Genomic DNA, 15,835 nt, shown 5'->3' on the forward strand with positions numbered 1-15,835 from the left:
GCAGTATATTGAGCAACAATCGAGGCCGGACTAGGGGCGCTCTCGCGCCCCTCGCTATCCATCCTCGCACTAGAAGTACGAGGTTTTTCGCGATGTTCGATAAAAATACCGCGCGCTCAAGGCATGCAAAAGAGCCAGCGCGAACGCTTCCGAAGCCAGATGCTGATACAAAGACGCCCCAGCACGTTACCGTGCCGGGGCGTCCCTGGTCGTCAGGCCGTAACCTTTACGGCTTCATCTCTTCGAAGAACTTCTTCACGCTGTCGAAGAAGCCGGTCTTCTTCGGTGAGTGGCTGTGGCTGTTGCTGCCATCGAAGCTCTCTTGCAGCTGGCGAAGCAGGTCTTTCTGCTCGTCGTTGAGATTGACGGGCGTTTCCACCACTACCCTGCACAGCAGGTCGCCGGGGGTGCCGCCACGAACGGGCTTCACGCCTTTGCCGCGCAGGCGGAAGAGCTTGCCGGTTTGGGTTTCCGGTGGGATCTTCAGCTTCACGCGTCCATCCAGCGTCGGCACTTCCAGCTCGCCTCCCAGCGCGGCGTCCACGAAATTGATCGGCACGTCGCACTGCAGATGTTTGCCGTCGCGGCGGAAGATATGGTGAGGCTTGATGGACACCTGTACGTACAGGTCGCCCGCTGGGCCGCCATTCACGCCGCTTTCGCCTTCGCCATTGAGGCGAATGCGATCACCGGTATCGACACCCGGCGGAATTTTCACCGAGAGAGTGCGGGTTTCGCGTACACGCCCTTCGCCATTACATTTGTGGCACGGCACTTTGATGTGCTGGCCGCTACCATGGCACGTGGGGCAGGTCTGCTGAACCGCAAAGAAGCCCTGCTGCATGCGTACCTGGCCATGGCCGTGGCACGTGGGGCAGGTTTCCTTGGAGGAGCCTGGCTCGGCACCGCCACCGTCACAGCGGTCACATTCGATATGGCGCGGAACGCGAATATCCACCGTGGTACCGGCCACGGCGCTTTCGAGGTCCAGCTCCAGGTTGTAGCGCAGGTCGGACCCTCGCGCGGGCGCATTGGGCCCCCGCCGACGACCACCGCCACCCCCGAAGATGTCGCCGAATACATCGCCAAAAATGTCGCCAAAATCACCGGCTCCGCCGCCGAAGCCGCCGCCACCAAAGCCACCGCCCTGGCCATCCACACCGGCATGACCAAACTGGTCATAGGCGGCGCGCTTTTCGCCGTCGCTCAAGACTTCGTAGGCTTCTGACACCTCGCGGAATTTTTCCGCTGCGGTGTTATCGTCCGGGTTTCGATCAGGGTGGAATTTTTGCGCCAGACGGCGATAGGCCTTTTTGATCTCTTTCTGATCGGCCCCTTTTTCGACACCCAGGACTTCGTAATAATCGCGCTTGGACATGGGTCCTACGCCTCCTGGTTAGCTACGCACTATTGGCGTCTCGGCCGCGGAAACAGCAACGCGGGAGTTGCCTCCCGCGTCACCGCTTTCCTTGGCAGAAAGAGGTGGGTTACTGCTTCTTCTGCTCGTCGTTGACTTCTTCGTACTCGGCGTCAACCACGTCGTCGTCCTGCTTGGCGTTGGTGCTTTCCGCGCCTTCTGCGCCTGCCTGCTGGGCAGCGTCTGCCTGCTCGGCGTACATCTTCTGCGCCAGTTGACCAGAGGCTTCGGTCAGCGCATCCAGTTTCTTCTGGATGTTGTCCTGGTCATCGGTCTTGACCGCTTCTTCCAGTTCGGCGATGGCCGTCTCGATGGCTTGTTTCTCGTCATCGGTGGCCTTGTCACCTGCTTCCTGCACGGTCTTGCGGGTGGCGTGAATCATGCCGTCCGCCTGGTTGCGCAGTTGCACCAGCGCTTCGAACTTCTTGTCTTCGTCGGCGTGGGCTTCGGCGTCGCGAACCATCTGCTCGATCTCTTCGTCCGTCAGGCCGCTGGACGCCTTGATCACGATGGACTGCTCTTTGCCCGTCGCCTTGTCCTTGGCCGACACGTTCAGGATACCGTTGGCATCCAGATCGAAAGCCACTTCGATTTGCGGTACGCCACGCGGTGCCGGCGGAATGTCGGAGAGGTCGAAACGACCCAGCGACTTGTTCTGCGACACTTGCTTGCGCTCGCCCTGCACGACGTGAATGGTCACCGCCGTCTGGTTGTCATCCGCCGTCGAGAAGGTTTGAGTCTTCTTGGTGGGGATGGTGGTGTTCTTGTCGATCAGCGGCGTCATGACGCCACCCATGGTTTCGATACCCAGGGTCAACGGCGTGACGTCCAGCAGCAGAACGTCTTTCACGTCGCCGCCCAGTACGCCACCCTGAATCGCGGCACCTACGGCGACGGCTTCATCGGGGTTGACGTCTTTACGGGCTTCTTTACCGAAGAAGTCTGCCGCTTTCTTCTGAACCATCGGCATGCGGGTCTGGCCGCCGACCAGGATCACTTCGTCGATTTCAGACGCGGACAGGCCAGCATCTTTCAGAGCCGTTTTGCATGGCTCGAGAGAGCGCTGCACCAAGTCTTCTACCAGCGACTCCAGCTTGGCACGAGTCACCTTGACGTTCAGGTGTTTCGGGCCTGTGTTGTCTGCCGTGATATACGGCAGGTTGACGTCGGTCTGCTGAGCGCTGGAAAGCTCGATCTTGGCTTTCTCGGCGGCTTCCTTCAGACGCTGCATGGCCAGGTTGTCGCCCGACAGGTTGATGCCGCTGTCGGTTTTGAACTGGTCGACCAGATAGTTGATCAGCGCCAGGTCGAAATCTTCACCGCCCAGGAAGGTGTCACCGTTGGTGGCCAGTACTTCGAACTGGGTTTCACCATCGACATCGGCGACTTCGATGATGGAGATATCGAAGGTACCGCCGCCCAGGTCGTAGACCGCGATGGTCTTGTCACCACGAGACTTGTCCATGCCGTAGGCAAGCGCTGCGGCAGTCGGCTCGTTGATGATGCGCTTGACGTCCAGACCGGCAATACGGCCCGCATCTTTGGTGGCCTGACGCTGGCTGTCGTTGAAGTAGGCCGGAACGGTGATGACCGCTTCGGTCACCGGCTCGCCAAGGTAGTCTTCGGCGGTCTTCTTCATCTTCTTCAGCACTTCGGCGCTGACCTGCGGGGGAGCCATCTTCTTGCCTTTGACTTCTACCCACGCGTCACCGTTGTCGGCTTCGGCAATCTTGTACGGCACCATCTTGATGTCTTTTTGCACGACGTCGTCCTTGAAACGACGACCGATCAGACGCTTGATGGCGTAAAGGGTGTTTTCCGGGTTGGTCACGGCTTGGCGCTTGGCCGCCTGACCGACCAGCGTTTCGCCGTCATCGGTGTAGGCAATGATGGAAGGCGTGGTACGACCGCCTTCGGCGTTTTCAATGACTTTAGCGCTGTCACCATCGAGCACGGCTACACAAGAGTTAGTGGTGCCCAGGTCGATACCAATAATGCGTCCCATAGCAAAAACCTCGAATTCGATTGAAACAAAAAACTAGTGGTTTACGCCGTCAAAACTGTTTAAGGCGTTTGCGATCATTCTCGCGGGTTGCCCTTTATTTGGGGGCCGGCTGGCGCATTTCAAGGGCTTTTTTCTGCAATGCGTCATCGGATTAACCGGCTTTCTGGCTGACCACCACCATCGCGGGACGCACCAGACGGCCATTCAGGGAGTAGCCCTTCTGCATGACGTCCATTACCGTGTTGGGCTCCAGCTCGGGATTGGGCACCATGGCCATGGCTTCATGCATCTGCGGGTCGAAGGGTTCGCCCTGGGGCTCGATACTTTCGACGCCAAACTTGGCCAGCACGCCCAGCTGCATCTTCAGAGTCATGGAGACGCCTTCACGATGCACGTCGGAAGCGTCTTCCTGCATGCTTTCCAGGGCTTTCTCCAGGCTGTCCACGACGGGCAGCAGTTCCTTGACGAACTTCTCCAGCGCAAACTTGCGCGCCTTTTCGGCCTCTTGCTCGGCGCGACGGCGCACGTTCTGTGCTTCAGCGGCGGCACGCAGGGCCTGGTCCTTGGCCTGGGCCAGGCTCTGCTCCAGCTCTTCTACCTGGGCGGCCAGCACGTCGGCTTCAGGGTTGCCTACGCTGCCATCGAGCACTGCTTCGTCTTCGATCAGCCCTTCCAGCTCGCCTTCTACCAGGCACTCTTCTGCCGTTGGCTCCGTGACTTCGGCTTCCTGCTCCTGACGCGCCAGCTCTTCATCCAACGGGGTTTGCGGTTCTTTAGCCATGCCTTGCTCCTGAAATACGTAGCGGTGCCGTTGGCGGCCACCTGAGTTGATTCGCGGGATTTAGACCACGGATGAAAGCTATATGGGGGCCATCAAAGCCATCTCAAGAGGGGCATTGAAGTGAGTTATCGACTACTGTATAAAACAACAATTATTGGATAAGCATCCAGCACTCGGAATGCACCGCCTCAGGAGGCCTCATGCTGACACAGCTAGCGATCCAGGATTACGCGATTGTTGACCGCCTTGAACTCGACCTCAGCCGTGGCATGACCGCCATCACGGGGGAAACCGGGGCGGGTAAATCCATCTTGCTGGGCGCGCTGGGGCTCTGCCTGGGCGAGCGTGCCGACGCAGGCAGCGTGCGCCACGGCTGCGAGCGCACCGACCTTTCCGCCCGCTTCGACATTCAACACCTGCCCGCCGCCATCGAGTGGCTGCAGGCCCGGGAACTGCCTACCGACGAGTGCCTGTTACGCCGCGTCGTTACCGCCAGCGGGCGCTCCAAAGCATGGATCAACGGCCACCCGGCCACCATTGCCGACCTGAAATCCCTGGGCGAGCAGCTGATTCAAATCCATGGCCAGCACGCCCACCAGGCGCTCATGCGTGAAGAAACCCACTTGGCGCTGCTGGATGACTACGCCGGGCTTCGTGAGCGCAGCCAGCAGCTGGCCGAGACTTACCGTGAATGGCGCAATGCCCGTCGTCGGTTGAAAAAGCTCAGTGAAGAGGGCAGCGAGGTAGAGGCCAAGCGCCAGCTGTTGCGCTATCAGGTGGAAGAGCTCGACCAGCTGGGCCTCGCCGAAGGCGAACTGCAAACCCTGGAAGAAGAGCAGCACACGCTGGCCCACGCGGAAGAGACCCTGCGAGAAACCCAGTTTGCCGCCGACTGCTGTGAAAGCGATGAGGGCGGTGCGCTGTCGTTGCTGAACCAGGCCTACGCACACTTGAGCGCCCTGCCCGGCAGCGACAAGGGTACGCTGGCCAACACCCTGGCCATGCTCAGCGATGCACGCATTCAGGTAGAAGAAGCCGCCAGCGAGCTGCAGCGTCTGGCCAGCACCACCGAACTGGACCCCGAGCGCCTGGCCTGGGTCGAGGAGCGCATGGGCGACGTGCACCGCATTGCGCGCAAGCACCATGTCGCCCCGGAGGAAATCTGCGCTCTGCATGCCCAGCTACGCCAGGAAGTGGCGCAACTGGAAGCCAGCGATGATGACCTGGAGGCCCTGAGCAGCCAGGTGGCCGACTACCGCGAGCGCTACCGCAGCGATGCCAAGCTGCTCAGTGACGCTCGCCAAAAGGCGGCGGTGCGGCTGGGCAAGGAAGTTCAGCAGCAGCTGGCCTTCCTGGCCATGGGCAAGGCGCGTTTCGATGTCGACGTTACCCCTCGCGACACGCCCACCCCAGAAGGGCTGGATCACGTACAGTTCCTGATCAGTGCCAACCCTGGCCAGCCTGCGCGCCCGCTGGCGAAAGTGGCATCCGGCGGTGAACTGTCGCGTATCAGTTTGGCCATTCAGGTCGTGGCGGCCTCGCACTCCACCATTCCCAGCCTGGTCTTCGATGAAGTGGACGTGGGTATTTCCGGTGCGACGGCCGAAATCGTCGGCCAGCTGCTGCGCAAGCTGGGCGAAAACGGCCAGGTGATGACCGTGACCCACCTGCCGCAGGTGGCCGCCCAGGCGCATCAGCATCTGCATATCGAAAAACGCGCCAAACGCGATACCACCTTGACCCACATGGCACTGCTGGACGAGCGAGGCCGCATCAGCGAGCTGGCCCGCATGCTGGGCGGGGTTACGCTTTCCGACCAGACCCTGGCCCATGCCCGCGAGATGCTGCACGCCAGCCAGCGCCCTCCTCACTAAGCTCAACCAAACTCAACCAAACCCACGCCAAGCCTTTGCCCTTCGCCGGGCGAAGGCAGCGCTCGGCCATCACGCGACCTACAAAAACGCCCCTGAGGCGCCAGATGAACTGCTCTGGCACCCCAAGGGCGTTTTCATGTGGCAGCGGACTACTTGCGGTTCGTGGGGCCACTGTCCTGGCGCGTGACGTCCGACCCACGGGGGCGTACGTACAGCACCAGAGCGTGGTCCACTAGCTCGTAGCCGTGCTCTTCGGCGATCTCTTGCTGGCGACGCTCGATGATGTCATCGACGAACTCGATGATTTCACCGCTTTCCAGACACACCATGTGGTCATGGTGGTCTTCTTGGGTCATCTCGAAGACCGCATGGCCACCGTCGAAATTGTGACGAATCACAAGGCCTGCCGACTCGAACTGAGTCAGCACGCGGTAGACGGTCGCCAGACCAACATCCTCGCCCGCATCAATCAGTGTTTTATACACTTCTTCTGCGCTAAGGTGGTGTTGGCCCGAAGCATTTTCGAGAATCTGCAGGATCTTGACGCGCGGCAGGGTCACTTTCAGCCCGGCTTTGCGTAGTTCATGGTTCTGATCGGCCATGGTTGCTCTTCGCAGTAACAGGTTAGGTCGGGTATCATCGACCGAAACCACGATAGTGAAGAACAGGCTCAAATGCAAAAATTGACTCGTATCATTACTCTTTCCGTTGCCCTGACCGTCGTTAGCGGCTGCAGTTACGTCGGCGTGTACAAGCGCGACATCCCCCAGGGCAACCTGGTCACCCAGGAGATGGTCAGCCAGCTCCAGCCGGGCATGACCCAGGAACAGGTCACCTATGTGATGGGCAGGCCGCTGCTGGAAGCCCCCTTCGATGCCCGCCAGTGGGACTACGTATACCGCCTCGATAAAGCGTACGGGGGCGTGGAACAGCGTCGCGTCACGCTCACCTTCGATAACGCTGGCCGACTGGTGAACGTCGAGCAGCAAGGCGACCTGTCTAGCGACCTGCCGGTCAGCTCTGACCGCGGCATGGGGCCTGCCGTCGAAGGCACTGACCCAATGGACAGCATGCAGCCAACCCAGCAGGCCCCCACGCCTGAGACCGCCCCCGACCCCCAGCCAGTACCGATTGCCCAGTAACGGCTACTGGCCGCTGGCCTGACGTTTGGCCCGCTCCAGGCGGGCCGCTTTGGGGTCGATCTGCAGCGGCCGGTAGACTTCTACACGGTCGCCTTCGCGCAGCGGCTCCTTATCGGGGTGGCGCAACGCCTTGCCGAAGATGCCCAGCGGCGCCTGCTCGAAGGTCTCGGCGGGCAGCTCCTGAAACAGGCTGGGCAGGTCGGCCAGGGCAACGGCTGCTCTGGCAGTGGTGCCGCTGGGTACCTTCAGCGCGACGATACGCTGCTTGTGAGGCAGCGCGAAGGCTACCTCGACAGCAATGTCATCAACGGCCATACAGTTCGTTGGCGCGCTTGGTGAAGGCATCGACCAGTTGCCCGGCAATCTGCTGGAACAGTTTGCCAAATGCCATGCTCAGCAACCGATTGGCGAATACGAACTCCATTTCCAGGCTGACCTTGCAAGCATCATCCCCCATGGGGATGAACAGCCAGCGGCCTTTGAGCTGCTTGAAGGGCCCTTTGACCAGCGAAAGCTCGATCCGCTCTGGTGCGTGCAGGTCGTTGCGCGTAGTGATGGTTTGCTCGACCCCCGCACGACCCAGAGTCATTTCTCCGACCAGGTGCTGATCGTCCTTTTCCAGCAGACGCGCGCGGCGGCATCCCGGCAGGAACTCGGGATAGCGTTCGAAGTCATTGACCAGATCGAACATTTGCTGGGGGGTATGGCGCACCAAAGCGGTACGATTGACGGTTGGCATTGACCTCTCCGCTGACTTCACAGTGCCCAAAGCGTATCATGGGAAACATAGTTACAGACCTTGAATGGTATCACGCCTCCCCGCATAACGAAGGGGGTGCGAACGACAGATCAACGATGAGGTTCCATGGCCACTAAGAAAGGTAACAGCAAGGGCCCCGGCAGCAGCGTGATAGCCCAGAACAAGAAGGCGCGGTTTGAGTACCATATCGACGAAACCTTCGAAGCGGGCCTGGCACTGGCAGGCTGGGAAGTCAAAAGCATGCGCGCCGGAAAAGCGCAGCTCACCGACACCTATATTTTGATTCGCAACGGCGAAGCATACCTGCTGGGCAGCCATATCACGCCACTGAACACGGCCAGCACCCATGAAATAGCCGACCCCACCCGCACCCGGAAACTGCTGTTGCACCGCAAGGAGATCGCCAAGATCTTTTCGGTCACGCAGGACAAGGGCCACACCTGTGTACCGCTCAAGCTGTACTGGAAGCGCAACAAGGTGAAGTGCGAGCTGGCGCTGGTGACGGGCAAGAAGATCCATGACAAGCGCGCCACCGAGAAGGACCGCGACTGGAATCGCCAGAAAGGCCGAATTATGCGGGAACATAACAAGGCATAACTGGTCAATTGGGCACGAGCACGTTAGAATGCGGCTCTGAACAAGGGGGCGACATGGTTTCGACGCCGGTGACAAACCCTGCGGTGCATGCCGAGAGCGTGATGTATCTCGTAAATACCACATCACGAAAAATAGTCGCAAACGACGAAAACTACGCTCAAGGCGCGCTGGCAGCTTAAACCCTGCTAGCTTCTTGTCTGGCCCCAAAGTGATGTGCCTATTCATCGCAGCGGGGATATGAGCTAAAGCTGATAGGACCGCGGTTGGTGGTGTCTTCTCGCCAACCGTCAAACTTTAGAAGGCTCGCGTAGCTGAATCCTGATCGTCGGAGTCAGACACGTTAAAGCAAATGACGAAATCTAAGCATGTAGAGCCAATGGGCGCGTGCTGGCGGACGCGGGTTCAATTCCCGCCGCCTCCACCAGACACCCCTTCGAATCAAGCACCCTCGGGTGCTTTTTTCGTTTCTGGGCGCGGTGAAAGCGCCCAGAAACCATGGCGTTACGACACCAGCAGCCACTCGATCAGCCGGTGGTAGACCGGGATGCCCAGCATCACGTTGAGCGGGAACGTGATGCCCAGCGAGGCCAGCATGGCAAGGCCGATGTTGGCTTCAGGGATGGCGGCCCGCATGGCGGCCGGGGCCGCGATGTACGAGGCGCTGGCGGCCAGGGCCGCGAGAATCACCACCGAACCAATCGGCAGGCCAACCAGCGCTCCCACGGCAATCCCCATCAGCGACAACACCATGGGCGTGACCAGCGCAAAGGTCACCAATCGCCAGTGATGCCAGGGCATGGGACGCAGCGTTTGGGCGGCAGTCAGGCCCATCTCGAGCAGGAACAGGGCCAACACGCCCTTGAAGGCACCGGTAAACAGATTGGTGACCTCTTCGCCCTGGAAGGGGCCGTAAAGCGCACCGATGACGACACCGCCCGCCAGCAGGATGACCCCACGGTTCGTGAGCGTTTCATGCCACAGTTTGCTGGTACTTTCCTTGACGGCTGCACCATGGTAGCGCCGGTACAGGGCAATGGCGATCATGATGGCGGGTAGCTCCATGGCCACCAGATAGAGGGTGACCTCGCTGCCCACGGCCAACTGGCGCGCCTCCACGTACGCCAGCGCCACGGCGAAGGTACCTGCGCTCACCGAACCGTAGTGGGCGGCAATGCTGGCACTGTCCGCCGGAGATAGGCGTACCAACCGCCTGAGTACGGGCATCAACATCAAGGGAATGACCGCAGACAGCAGCGCTACGCCCATCAGTTCGGGCACCAGCCCCCAGTGCAGGTTGCCATGCAGCGCCATGCCCCCCTTGAGGCCAATGGTCAGCATCAGCAACAGGCTCAGCGTATCGTAGGTGGCCTTGGGAACCTGAAGGTCGGACTTGACCGCGCCAGCCAACAGTCCAAGTAGAAAAAACATGACCACTATATCGGGCATCGCCGCTGCTCCATCGGATGAAAGTGGCCGCATTTTGCGATGTACACGGCAAGACAACTAATCATATATTGAATGCTCGGCATAGATGATTTTCTATACCCTGAATTTGACCTTCGATTTGACCTTCGTATAAAGGCTGTCTTCGTGAATATCCGCCATTTAACCTTTCGTCTGTTGCAAGTGTACGTCGCCGTGGTGCGCCATGGCTCGATCAGCGAGGCCGCCCGGCAGCTGCACCTGACACAACCCACCGTGTCGCAGCAGTTGAAGCGGCTGAGCGAGGCCATTGGCAGCCCGCTGCTGGAACACCACGCTCAAGGGCTGACCATGACCGCCACGGGCCAGGCGCTGTATCAGGCCAGCCGTGACGTATTGGGGCGCTTCGATGATTTCGCGGACCAGCTCAGCGATTTGCAATATGGCAGCAAGGGGCGCTTCAGCATTGCCTTGGTGAACACGGCGCAATACGTGCTGCCGCGCCTGCTGGGCCCGTTCAGCCACGCGTTCCCCGAGGTGGACGTCACCGTCAATATCGGCAATCGGCGGCAGGTCCTGGCTCGCTTCGAGCGGCGCGAAGACGACTTGTATATCTTCAGCCACCCCCCTGCCCTGGCCCACGCCGTGGCGGCCCGCTTCATGCGCAACCCGCTGGTGGCCATTGCTGCCGCCCATCATCCGCTGGCCAGCCAGCCAAACGTGACCATGGAGCAACTGCTCGGCGAGCGCCTGCTGCTCCGCGAGCCCGGCTCGGCATCGCGCATGCTGCTGGAAAGCTGGCTACAGGAGCATGGCCTGACCATGCGCAAGACCCTGCAAATGGCCAGTAACGAAGCCATTCGCGTGGGCGTGGCCGCCGACATGGGGGTAGCGGTATTGTCGGAGCACGTGCTGCCCAACGAGCACTCCGAACTGGCCGTACTTTCCATCACTGGCTTGCCCATCGAAAGCCATTGGCAGTTCATCGTGCGCAACGACCAGCGCTTGCCCCCCACTGCTCAGCGCTTTCTACACTACGTGCATGAGCATTTAAGCCAATGGATCGAGCCACGCTTCGTCTGCAATGAACTAGAACTTTTACTGGAGGCTTACCCCACCTTTCCAGTAAAGGATTGAGGCGCTCGGCCAGGACTTTGCAGCGCGCCTCAATCCCGCTATGTTGACAACATGAGGCCCGATACCAGGTCAGGCCATTGAACAAGGAAGCGACACCATGCTGTATGGGCTGAGCCTGCTGGCAGGGATTGGATTACTGTTTCTGGGCGGTGAAGCGCTCATCCGTGGAGCCGTTGCCAGCGCACAGCGCATGGGCGTCTCTCCGTTATTGACCGGACTGGTAGTGGTGGGGTTTGGTACCTCCGCGCCCGAGCTGGTGGTATCGGTGGACGCAGCGCTTCGTCAACAGCCGGATATTGCCGTGGGCAATATCGTGGGCAGCAACATCGGCAACATCTTGCTGATTCTGGGCTTGTGCGCCGCCATCTGCCCCATGACCGTACAACCATTGGCACTGCGCCGGGATGGCGTCGTCGTCGTGGCGGCCAGCGTGCTGTTCATCGTGCTCTCATGGGGGGGAGCCTTGGGGGTATGGCAGGCCTTGCTGCTGCTGGCCTCATTGGCCGCTTACCTGGTGTGGGCCTATCGTACCGAGCGCAATGTGCCGCAACCTGCCGGTGAAATGCACAGCGCTGAAGCCGAAGAAGTGTCGGCGGTCCCCACGTCTACCGGCATGATCATCACGGCGCTGGTCGTCGGGCTAGGCATGCTGATTGGCGGCTCGCAGCTGCTGCTATACGGCGCCATCGGGCTGGCGCAGGCCGTGGGCATTTCGCAAGCGGTGATTGGCTTGACCATTGTCGCGGTGGGCACCTCACTACCGGAAATGGCGGTATCGGTCATTGCAGCCCTGCGCCGTCATGCCGACGTTGCCGTTGGCAACATCCTGGGCAGCAATATCTTTAACGTGCTGGGCATACTGGGCATTTCCGCCCTGCTGCAACCCCTGCCCATCGCCGCGCGCGTCGGTCAGTTCGACCAGTGGGTCATGCTGGGTTCGGCAAGCCTGCTGCTGCTGTTCCTGTATACCGGCATGCGCCTTTCACGCGGAGAAGGGGCGGCGCTGCTGGCGGGATATGGCGCTTATATTGCCCTGAGCTTCACGGTCTTCTAACGCAACGCTTCCGGTAGTTCGACGTCGGCTTCGTCATAGTAGCGCAGCGCACCGGGGTGCAGGTCCACCGGCAGGTGGGCCAGCAGTTCAGCGGTCACACTGCCCCACCAGGGTGATGTCTCCGTCAACGCGGCCTGCTGCTCCCAGAATGTCTTGGTCAACCGGTAGGCCACGTCTTCGTCCATGTGCACCGTGGCAAGCGCGAAGACTGGCGACGACGTGGTCACTACTCGCTTGTCGATGCCTGGGTAAGTACCGCCGGGAATGATCTGGCGTACGGCCCCTGTGCGCTCGACCTGCTCATCGGTCAAGCTGATCAGCGTGATGGGCACCAGCGACGCTGTCTCCATCACGTTGGGAGTCGGAAACGAGCTGGCCGTGACGTAGGCATCGATACGTCCATCCCGCAGGGCCTCGGACGCATTGGTGATCGAAGCATCGGCCAGGCGCACCTTGCCCGCCAGACCAAACAGTTCGAAGTAGCGCGCTGCTTCGCCCGAGCTGAAGGTGCCGCGCCCCAACAGTACGTGTTTGCCCTCCAGGGCTTCGATGGGTGCCGTGCCTCGGTCACCGGCCATCACGAAGTGCATGGTCAACGGGGGCACCGGAAACAGGCCCCGGATGGCCGCAAAGTGTTCCGGGTCGCGGCCTGCAAAGGGGCCTTGCCCTTCCAGCGCCTCTGCTATCAGGGCAGGCGGTGCGGTAAACACATACAGCCCTTGGCGGTGCATGACCTCCATGATGTTTTGCACCGACCCCTGGCTCTCTTCGGAGCTCAGTAGCAGCGCACCAGCGCTGCCTGCTTGTATGGCCTGCGCCAGCTCTCCGCCCATCTGATGGTAAGCGGTACCCGCTAGGGCAGATTTGTAGGTGACTCGAACAGGGGGCTCGGCCAGCGCAGTGGAAGATAACAGCGCGACAGCCGCGAACGCCAGGCCAGCCAGACGAGAAAGAGGGCAAAGATGAGCGCGCATGAAAGTTCCTTGGCAGGTCTGGGGTGCCTTGTCAGGCCTCGTTTTTATAGGCGCATTGTAGACGTGACTGGCCACCCCCTGCGAGCGCCCTTCAACTTGACATCAACGGTAGGAATGCTCAGGATAAATTTTTATTCTCAATTGAACGTTCAAAAAAAATCCCAGGTAATGGTTTGGATGATTTTCACGGTGCCTGACACGGATAGTGTCATGAAACCCGTGTAACCTATGTGCCATTGCCACCTTCATGAGATGGCTGCACAACAGCCCTGACACTCTATGCCCCAACTCACCTTGCAAGGCACCGCCTACGACATCGATGCCATTTTGTTCGACAAGGATGGCACGCTGCTCAATTTCGGCGACCTCTGGATTGGCTGGTTCGACCAACTGATCACGACCCTTAACCAAGGCCTTCCCGAGGCACAAGCACTATCGCACCGAGCACTCTACCCCAAGGTAGGCATCGATCCTGAGCAGCGCCTGTGGGACCCCACCGGCCCGTTGACCATTGGCTCATTGGACGAGATTGCCACCATCGTCTCGCTTAGCCTGTTCGAGTCGGGGATCGCCTGGAACGACGCTACCCAGCTTTCCCACGATGCCATCGCCCGCCTGGCCGACACGCTGGACTGGCCCAGCTGCGTGACCCCCGTGAAGGGCCTGGTGAATTTCGTGCAGCAGGCACGACAGGCAGGCATTTCTCTGGCCGTGGTCACCTCCGATGACGCCCACAACGCGCATTTGCATTTAAAGCTGCTCTCGCTGGCCGATGCGTTCTCTGTCGTGTTGGGGCATGATCAAGTGGCGCGCGGCAAGCCCTACCCGGAGATGGCGCTACTCGCCTGCGAACAGCTGGGCACGGCACCGCAACGCACGCTGATCATCGGCGACTCCAATGGCGACATGGCCATGGGTCAGGCCGCCGGTCTGCTGGCCGGTATCGGTATCTGCGCCGCTCCTCATCTGGACGGCTCCCATCTCACCCACGCGGATCACGTGATTCGTGACTATGACGAGTTGACTATCGCACGGCCTCATCATTAATCCATCAAGGGAACACACCATGCATCCAACACTCGAGTCTCTCACCCAGCAAGCAAAACGCGGCCAGCTGTCGCGCCGCGACTTCATGCGTCGCGCCATGGCTCTGGGCATTGCCGCGCCCTTTGCTGGCTCGCTGCTCTCCAGCCAGGTATTGGCCAGCACGGGCACTCCTCAACGCGGCGGTATTCTGCGCGCCGGCATGCAAGGAGGGGAGTCGACCGACAGCCTTGACCCAGCCAGCTGGACCAGCCAGGTACAGCACTCCTTCGGGCAGTCCTGGGGGGAAGCCTTGACCAATGTTTCACCAGAAGGCGAGCTGGTACCCCGCCTTGCGGAAAGCATTGACTCTTCTTCGGATGCCAAAACCTGGGTCTTCAAGCTGCGCCGCGGCGTGCTGTTCCACGATGGCCAGGAGATGACCGCCGACGACGTCGTGGCCACGCTGGAACGCCATTCGGACGAGAGTTCGCAGTCCGGTGCGCTGGGCATCATGCGCGGCATCGAGTCGATTCGCGCCACGGACACCTACGAAGTCACCATCGTCACGCTGGAGCCCAATGCCGACCTGCCGTTTTTGCTTTCCGATTACCACCTGATGATTCAGCCGGGCGGTGGCAAGCAGGACCCGGCCGCAGGCATCGGCACCGGCCCCTACAAAGTGGTGGAGTTCCAGCCCGGCGTACGGCAGATCGCCGAGCGTTTCGATGGTTACTGGAACCCGGACGAGTACGGCTTCGCCGACCAGATCGAGATCACCATCATCAACGACCCGACGGCGCGCATCTCGGCGCTGCAGAGCGGTCAGGTGCACATGATCAACCGGGTCGAGCCGCGGGTGGTGGACATGGTGCAGCGCCTGCCCAACATCGTGATCAACAACACTTCCGGGCGTGCTCAGTATGTCTTCCCCATGCACTGCGATACGGCACCGTTCGATAACAACGACCTGCGACTGGCCCTGAAGTACGCCATCAACCGCGAAGACATGGTCGAGCGTATCCTGCGCGGGTATGGCAGCGTGGGTAACGATTTCCCCATCAACGCCGCTTACCCGCTGTTTCCCGACAGCATTCCCCAACGGGAATTCGACCCCGAGCGGGCCAGCTATCACTACAAGAAATCCGGCCACGACAGCCCCATCGTGCTGCGCACCTCCGACGTGGCCTTTCCCGGTGCCGTGGATGCCGCACAGCTGTTTCAGCAGAGCTGCGCCCAGGCGGGCATCAACATGGAAGTCCGCCGCGAGCCCAGCGACGGCTACTGGTCGGAAGTGTGGAACAAGCAGCCCTTCTGCGCCTCCTACTGGAGCGGTCGCCCCACCCAGGACCAGATGTACTCCACGGCGTACATTTCCAGCGCCGACTGGAACGACACCCGCTTTTTCCGCGAGGATTTCGATGCCCTGGCCCGCGAAGCACGCGGCGAGCTGGATACAGACCGCCGCAGCGAGCTGTACCACGACATGGCCATGATCGTCCGCGATGAAGGTGGATTGATTCTGCCCATGTTCAATGATTACATCGAGGCCACCCTGGACAACGTGGGGGGCTGGTCAGCCAACCCGATGGGCGAGATGATGGCAGGCTTTGCACTCTCGAAGTGCTGGCTGACGTCATAATCCGGAA

At 60.5% G+C, this 15,835-nt stretch carries 15 protein-coding genes and 1 other RNA gene; 8 read left to right on the plus strand and 8 right to left on the minus strand.

All coding sequences use genetic code 11. From position 1 onward, the window contains the following. Positions 1-226 precede the first annotated feature (226 nt). From dnaJ to grpE, 3 genes are all read right to left on the minus strand, one after another. Positions 227-1,378 carry a molecular chaperone DnaJ gene (dnaJ, locus tag IE061_RS07810; protein WP_193461355.1) on the minus strand — a complete coding sequence of 384 codons (1,152 nt, stop codon included), beginning with the start codon at positions 1,376-1,378 and terminating at the stop codon, positions 227-229. Positions 1,379-1,487: 109 nt separating this feature from the next. After that, a complete protein-coding gene (gene dnaK, locus IE061_RS07815; protein ID WP_096921580.1) occupies positions 1,488-3,422 on the minus strand; it encodes a molecular chaperone DnaK in 1,935 nt (644 codons plus the stop codon). Positions 3,423-3,573: 151 nt separating this feature from the next. Beyond that, complete coding sequence (gene grpE / locus IE061_RS07820) at positions 3,574-4,203, minus strand: nucleotide exchange factor GrpE (protein ID WP_193461356.1); 630 nt, start codon at positions 4,201-4,203, stop codon at positions 3,574-3,576. A gap of 200 nt (positions 4,204-4,403) precedes the next feature. On the opposite strand from grpE, the gene recN reads away from it, so the two are divergent. Beyond that, positions 4,404-6,077, plus strand: a complete 1,674-nt coding sequence (gene recN, locus IE061_RS07825; RefSeq protein ID WP_039181427.1) for a DNA repair protein RecN — start codon at positions 4,404-4,406, stop codon at positions 6,075-6,077. Between the two features lie 149 nt (positions 6,078-6,226). Here the strand turns inward: recN and fur are convergent, their stop codons facing one another. Beyond that, a complete protein-coding gene (gene fur / locus IE061_RS07830; protein WP_016915905.1) occupies positions 6,227-6,679 on the minus strand; it encodes a ferric iron uptake transcriptional regulator in 453 nt (150 codons plus the stop codon). A 72-nt stretch (positions 6,680-6,751) separates the two neighbouring features. On the opposite strand from fur, the gene IE061_RS07835 reads away from it, so the two are divergent. After that, entirely contained in the window at positions 6,752-7,219 is a 468-nt protein-coding gene (locus IE061_RS07835; protein ID WP_193461357.1) for an outer membrane protein assembly factor BamE, read from the plus strand. A gap of 3 nt (positions 7,220-7,222) precedes the next feature. Here the strand turns inward: IE061_RS07835 and IE061_RS07840 are convergent, their stop codons facing one another. After that, positions 7,223-7,534 carry an RnfH family protein gene (locus tag IE061_RS07840; protein ID WP_193461358.1) on the minus strand — a complete coding sequence of 104 codons (312 nt, stop codon included), beginning with the start codon at positions 7,532-7,534 and terminating at the stop codon, positions 7,223-7,225. Continuing rightward, positions 7,524-7,958 (minus strand): type II toxin-antitoxin system RatA family toxin, encoded by a 435-nt coding sequence (locus IE061_RS07845; RefSeq protein ID WP_039181434.1) that lies wholly within the window; start codon positions 7,956-7,958, stop codon positions 7,524-7,526. Before IE061_RS07845 ends, IE061_RS07840 begins: the two co-directional genes overlap by 11 nt. Before the next feature lie 126 nt (positions 7,959-8,084). Between IE061_RS07845 and smpB the strand changes: the two genes are divergently transcribed. Further along, complete coding sequence (smpB, locus tag IE061_RS07850) at positions 8,085-8,576, plus strand: SsrA-binding protein SmpB (protein ID WP_039181437.1); 492 nt, start codon at positions 8,085-8,087, stop codon at positions 8,574-8,576. A gap of 44 nt (positions 8,577-8,620) precedes the next feature. Continuing rightward, positions 8,621-9,000, plus strand: a transfer-messenger RNA (tmRNA) gene (ssrA, locus tag IE061_RS07855). 77 nt (positions 9,001-9,077) lie between these two features. Here the strand turns inward: ssrA and IE061_RS07860 are convergent. Beyond that, complete coding sequence (locus IE061_RS07860; protein ID WP_193461359.1) at positions 9,078-10,022, minus strand: sodium-dependent bicarbonate transport family permease; 945 nt, start codon at positions 10,020-10,022, stop codon at positions 9,078-9,080. Positions 10,023-10,166: 144 nt separating this feature from the next. Here IE061_RS07860 and IE061_RS07865 point away from each other — a divergent pair, with 144 nt between their 5' ends. Both IE061_RS07865 and IE061_RS07870 read left to right on the plus strand, forming a co-directional pair. After that, positions 10,167-11,135, plus strand: a complete 969-nt coding sequence (locus tag IE061_RS07865) for a LysR family transcriptional regulator (RefSeq protein ID WP_039181440.1) — start codon at positions 10,167-10,169, stop codon at positions 11,133-11,135. Positions 11,136-11,232: 97 nt separating this feature from the next. After that, positions 11,233-12,189 carry a calcium/sodium antiporter gene (locus IE061_RS07870; protein ID WP_039181443.1) on the plus strand — a complete coding sequence of 319 codons (957 nt, stop codon included), beginning with the start codon at positions 11,233-11,235 and terminating at the stop codon, positions 12,187-12,189. Here the strand turns inward: IE061_RS07870 and IE061_RS07875 are convergent. Beyond that, positions 12,186-13,163 (minus strand): TAXI family TRAP transporter solute-binding subunit, encoded by a 978-nt coding sequence (locus IE061_RS07875; protein WP_193461360.1) that lies wholly within the window; start codon positions 13,161-13,163, stop codon positions 12,186-12,188. The genes IE061_RS07870 and IE061_RS07875 overlap by 4 nt on opposite strands. 279 nt (positions 13,164-13,442) lie before the next feature. On the opposite strand from IE061_RS07875, the gene IE061_RS07880 reads away from it, so the two are divergent. Together IE061_RS07880 and IE061_RS07885 are read left to right on the plus strand one after the other, a co-directional pair. Further along, positions 13,443-14,210 (plus strand): HAD family hydrolase, encoded by a 768-nt coding sequence (locus tag IE061_RS07880; protein ID WP_193461361.1) that lies wholly within the window; start codon positions 13,443-13,445, stop codon positions 14,208-14,210. A gap of 19 nt (positions 14,211-14,229) precedes the next feature. Continuing rightward, a complete protein-coding gene (locus IE061_RS07885; protein WP_016915893.1) occupies positions 14,230-15,828 on the plus strand; it encodes an ABC transporter substrate-binding protein in 1,599 nt (532 codons plus the stop codon). Positions 15,829-15,835: the final 7 nt, after the last annotated feature.

The sequence above is a fragment of the Vreelandella hamiltonii genome (genome assembly GCF_014651795.1).
Classification (GTDB): domain Bacteria; phylum Pseudomonadota; class Gammaproteobacteria; order Pseudomonadales; family Halomonadaceae; genus Vreelandella; species Vreelandella hamiltonii.

Bases quoted from the DNA above. Each gene is read 5' to 3' on its own strand.
- dnaJ (WP_193461355.1), bottom strand. From the start codon at position 1,378: ATGTCCAAGCGCGATTATTACGAAGTCCTGGGTGTCGAAAAAGGGGCC.
- IE061_RS07875 (WP_193461360.1), bottom strand. From the start codon at position 13,163: ATGCGCGCTCATCTTTGCCCTCTTTCTCGTCTGGCTGGCCTGGCGTTC.
- IE061_RS07870 (WP_039181443.1), top strand. From the start codon at position 11,233: ATGCTGTATGGGCTGAGCCTGCTGGCAGGGATTGGATTACTGTTTCTG.
- IE061_RS07880 (WP_193461361.1), top strand. From the start codon at position 13,443: ATGCCCCAACTCACCTTGCAAGGCACCGCCTACGACATCGATGCCATT.
- grpE (WP_193461356.1), bottom strand. From the start codon at position 4,203: ATGGCTAAAGAACCGCAAACCCCGTTGGATGAAGAGCTGGCGCGTCAG.
- IE061_RS07840 (WP_193461358.1), bottom strand. From the start codon at position 7,534: ATGGCCGTTGATGACATTGCTGTCGAGGTAGCCTTCGCGCTGCCTCAC.
- IE061_RS07835 (WP_193461357.1), top strand. From the start codon at position 6,752: ATGCAAAAATTGACTCGTATCATTACTCTTTCCGTTGCCCTGACCGTC.
- recN (WP_039181427.1), top strand. From the start codon at position 4,404: ATGCTGACACAGCTAGCGATCCAGGATTACGCGATTGTTGACCGCCTT.
- IE061_RS07860 (WP_193461359.1), bottom strand. From the start codon at position 10,022: ATGCCCGATATAGTGGTCATGTTTTTTCTACTTGGACTGTTGGCTGGC.
- fur (WP_016915905.1), bottom strand. From the start codon at position 6,679: ATGGCCGATCAGAACCATGAACTACGCAAAGCCGGGCTGAAAGTGACC.
- smpB (WP_039181437.1), top strand. From the start codon at position 8,085: ATGGCCACTAAGAAAGGTAACAGCAAGGGCCCCGGCAGCAGCGTGATA.
- IE061_RS07845 (WP_039181434.1), bottom strand. From the start codon at position 7,958: ATGCCAACCGTCAATCGTACCGCTTTGGTGCGCCATACCCCCCAGCAA.
- IE061_RS07885 (WP_016915893.1), top strand. From the start codon at position 14,230: ATGCATCCAACACTCGAGTCTCTCACCCAGCAAGCAAAACGCGGCCAG.
- dnaK (WP_096921580.1), bottom strand. From the start codon at position 3,422: ATGGGACGCATTATTGGTATCGACCTGGGCACCACTAACTCTTGTGTA.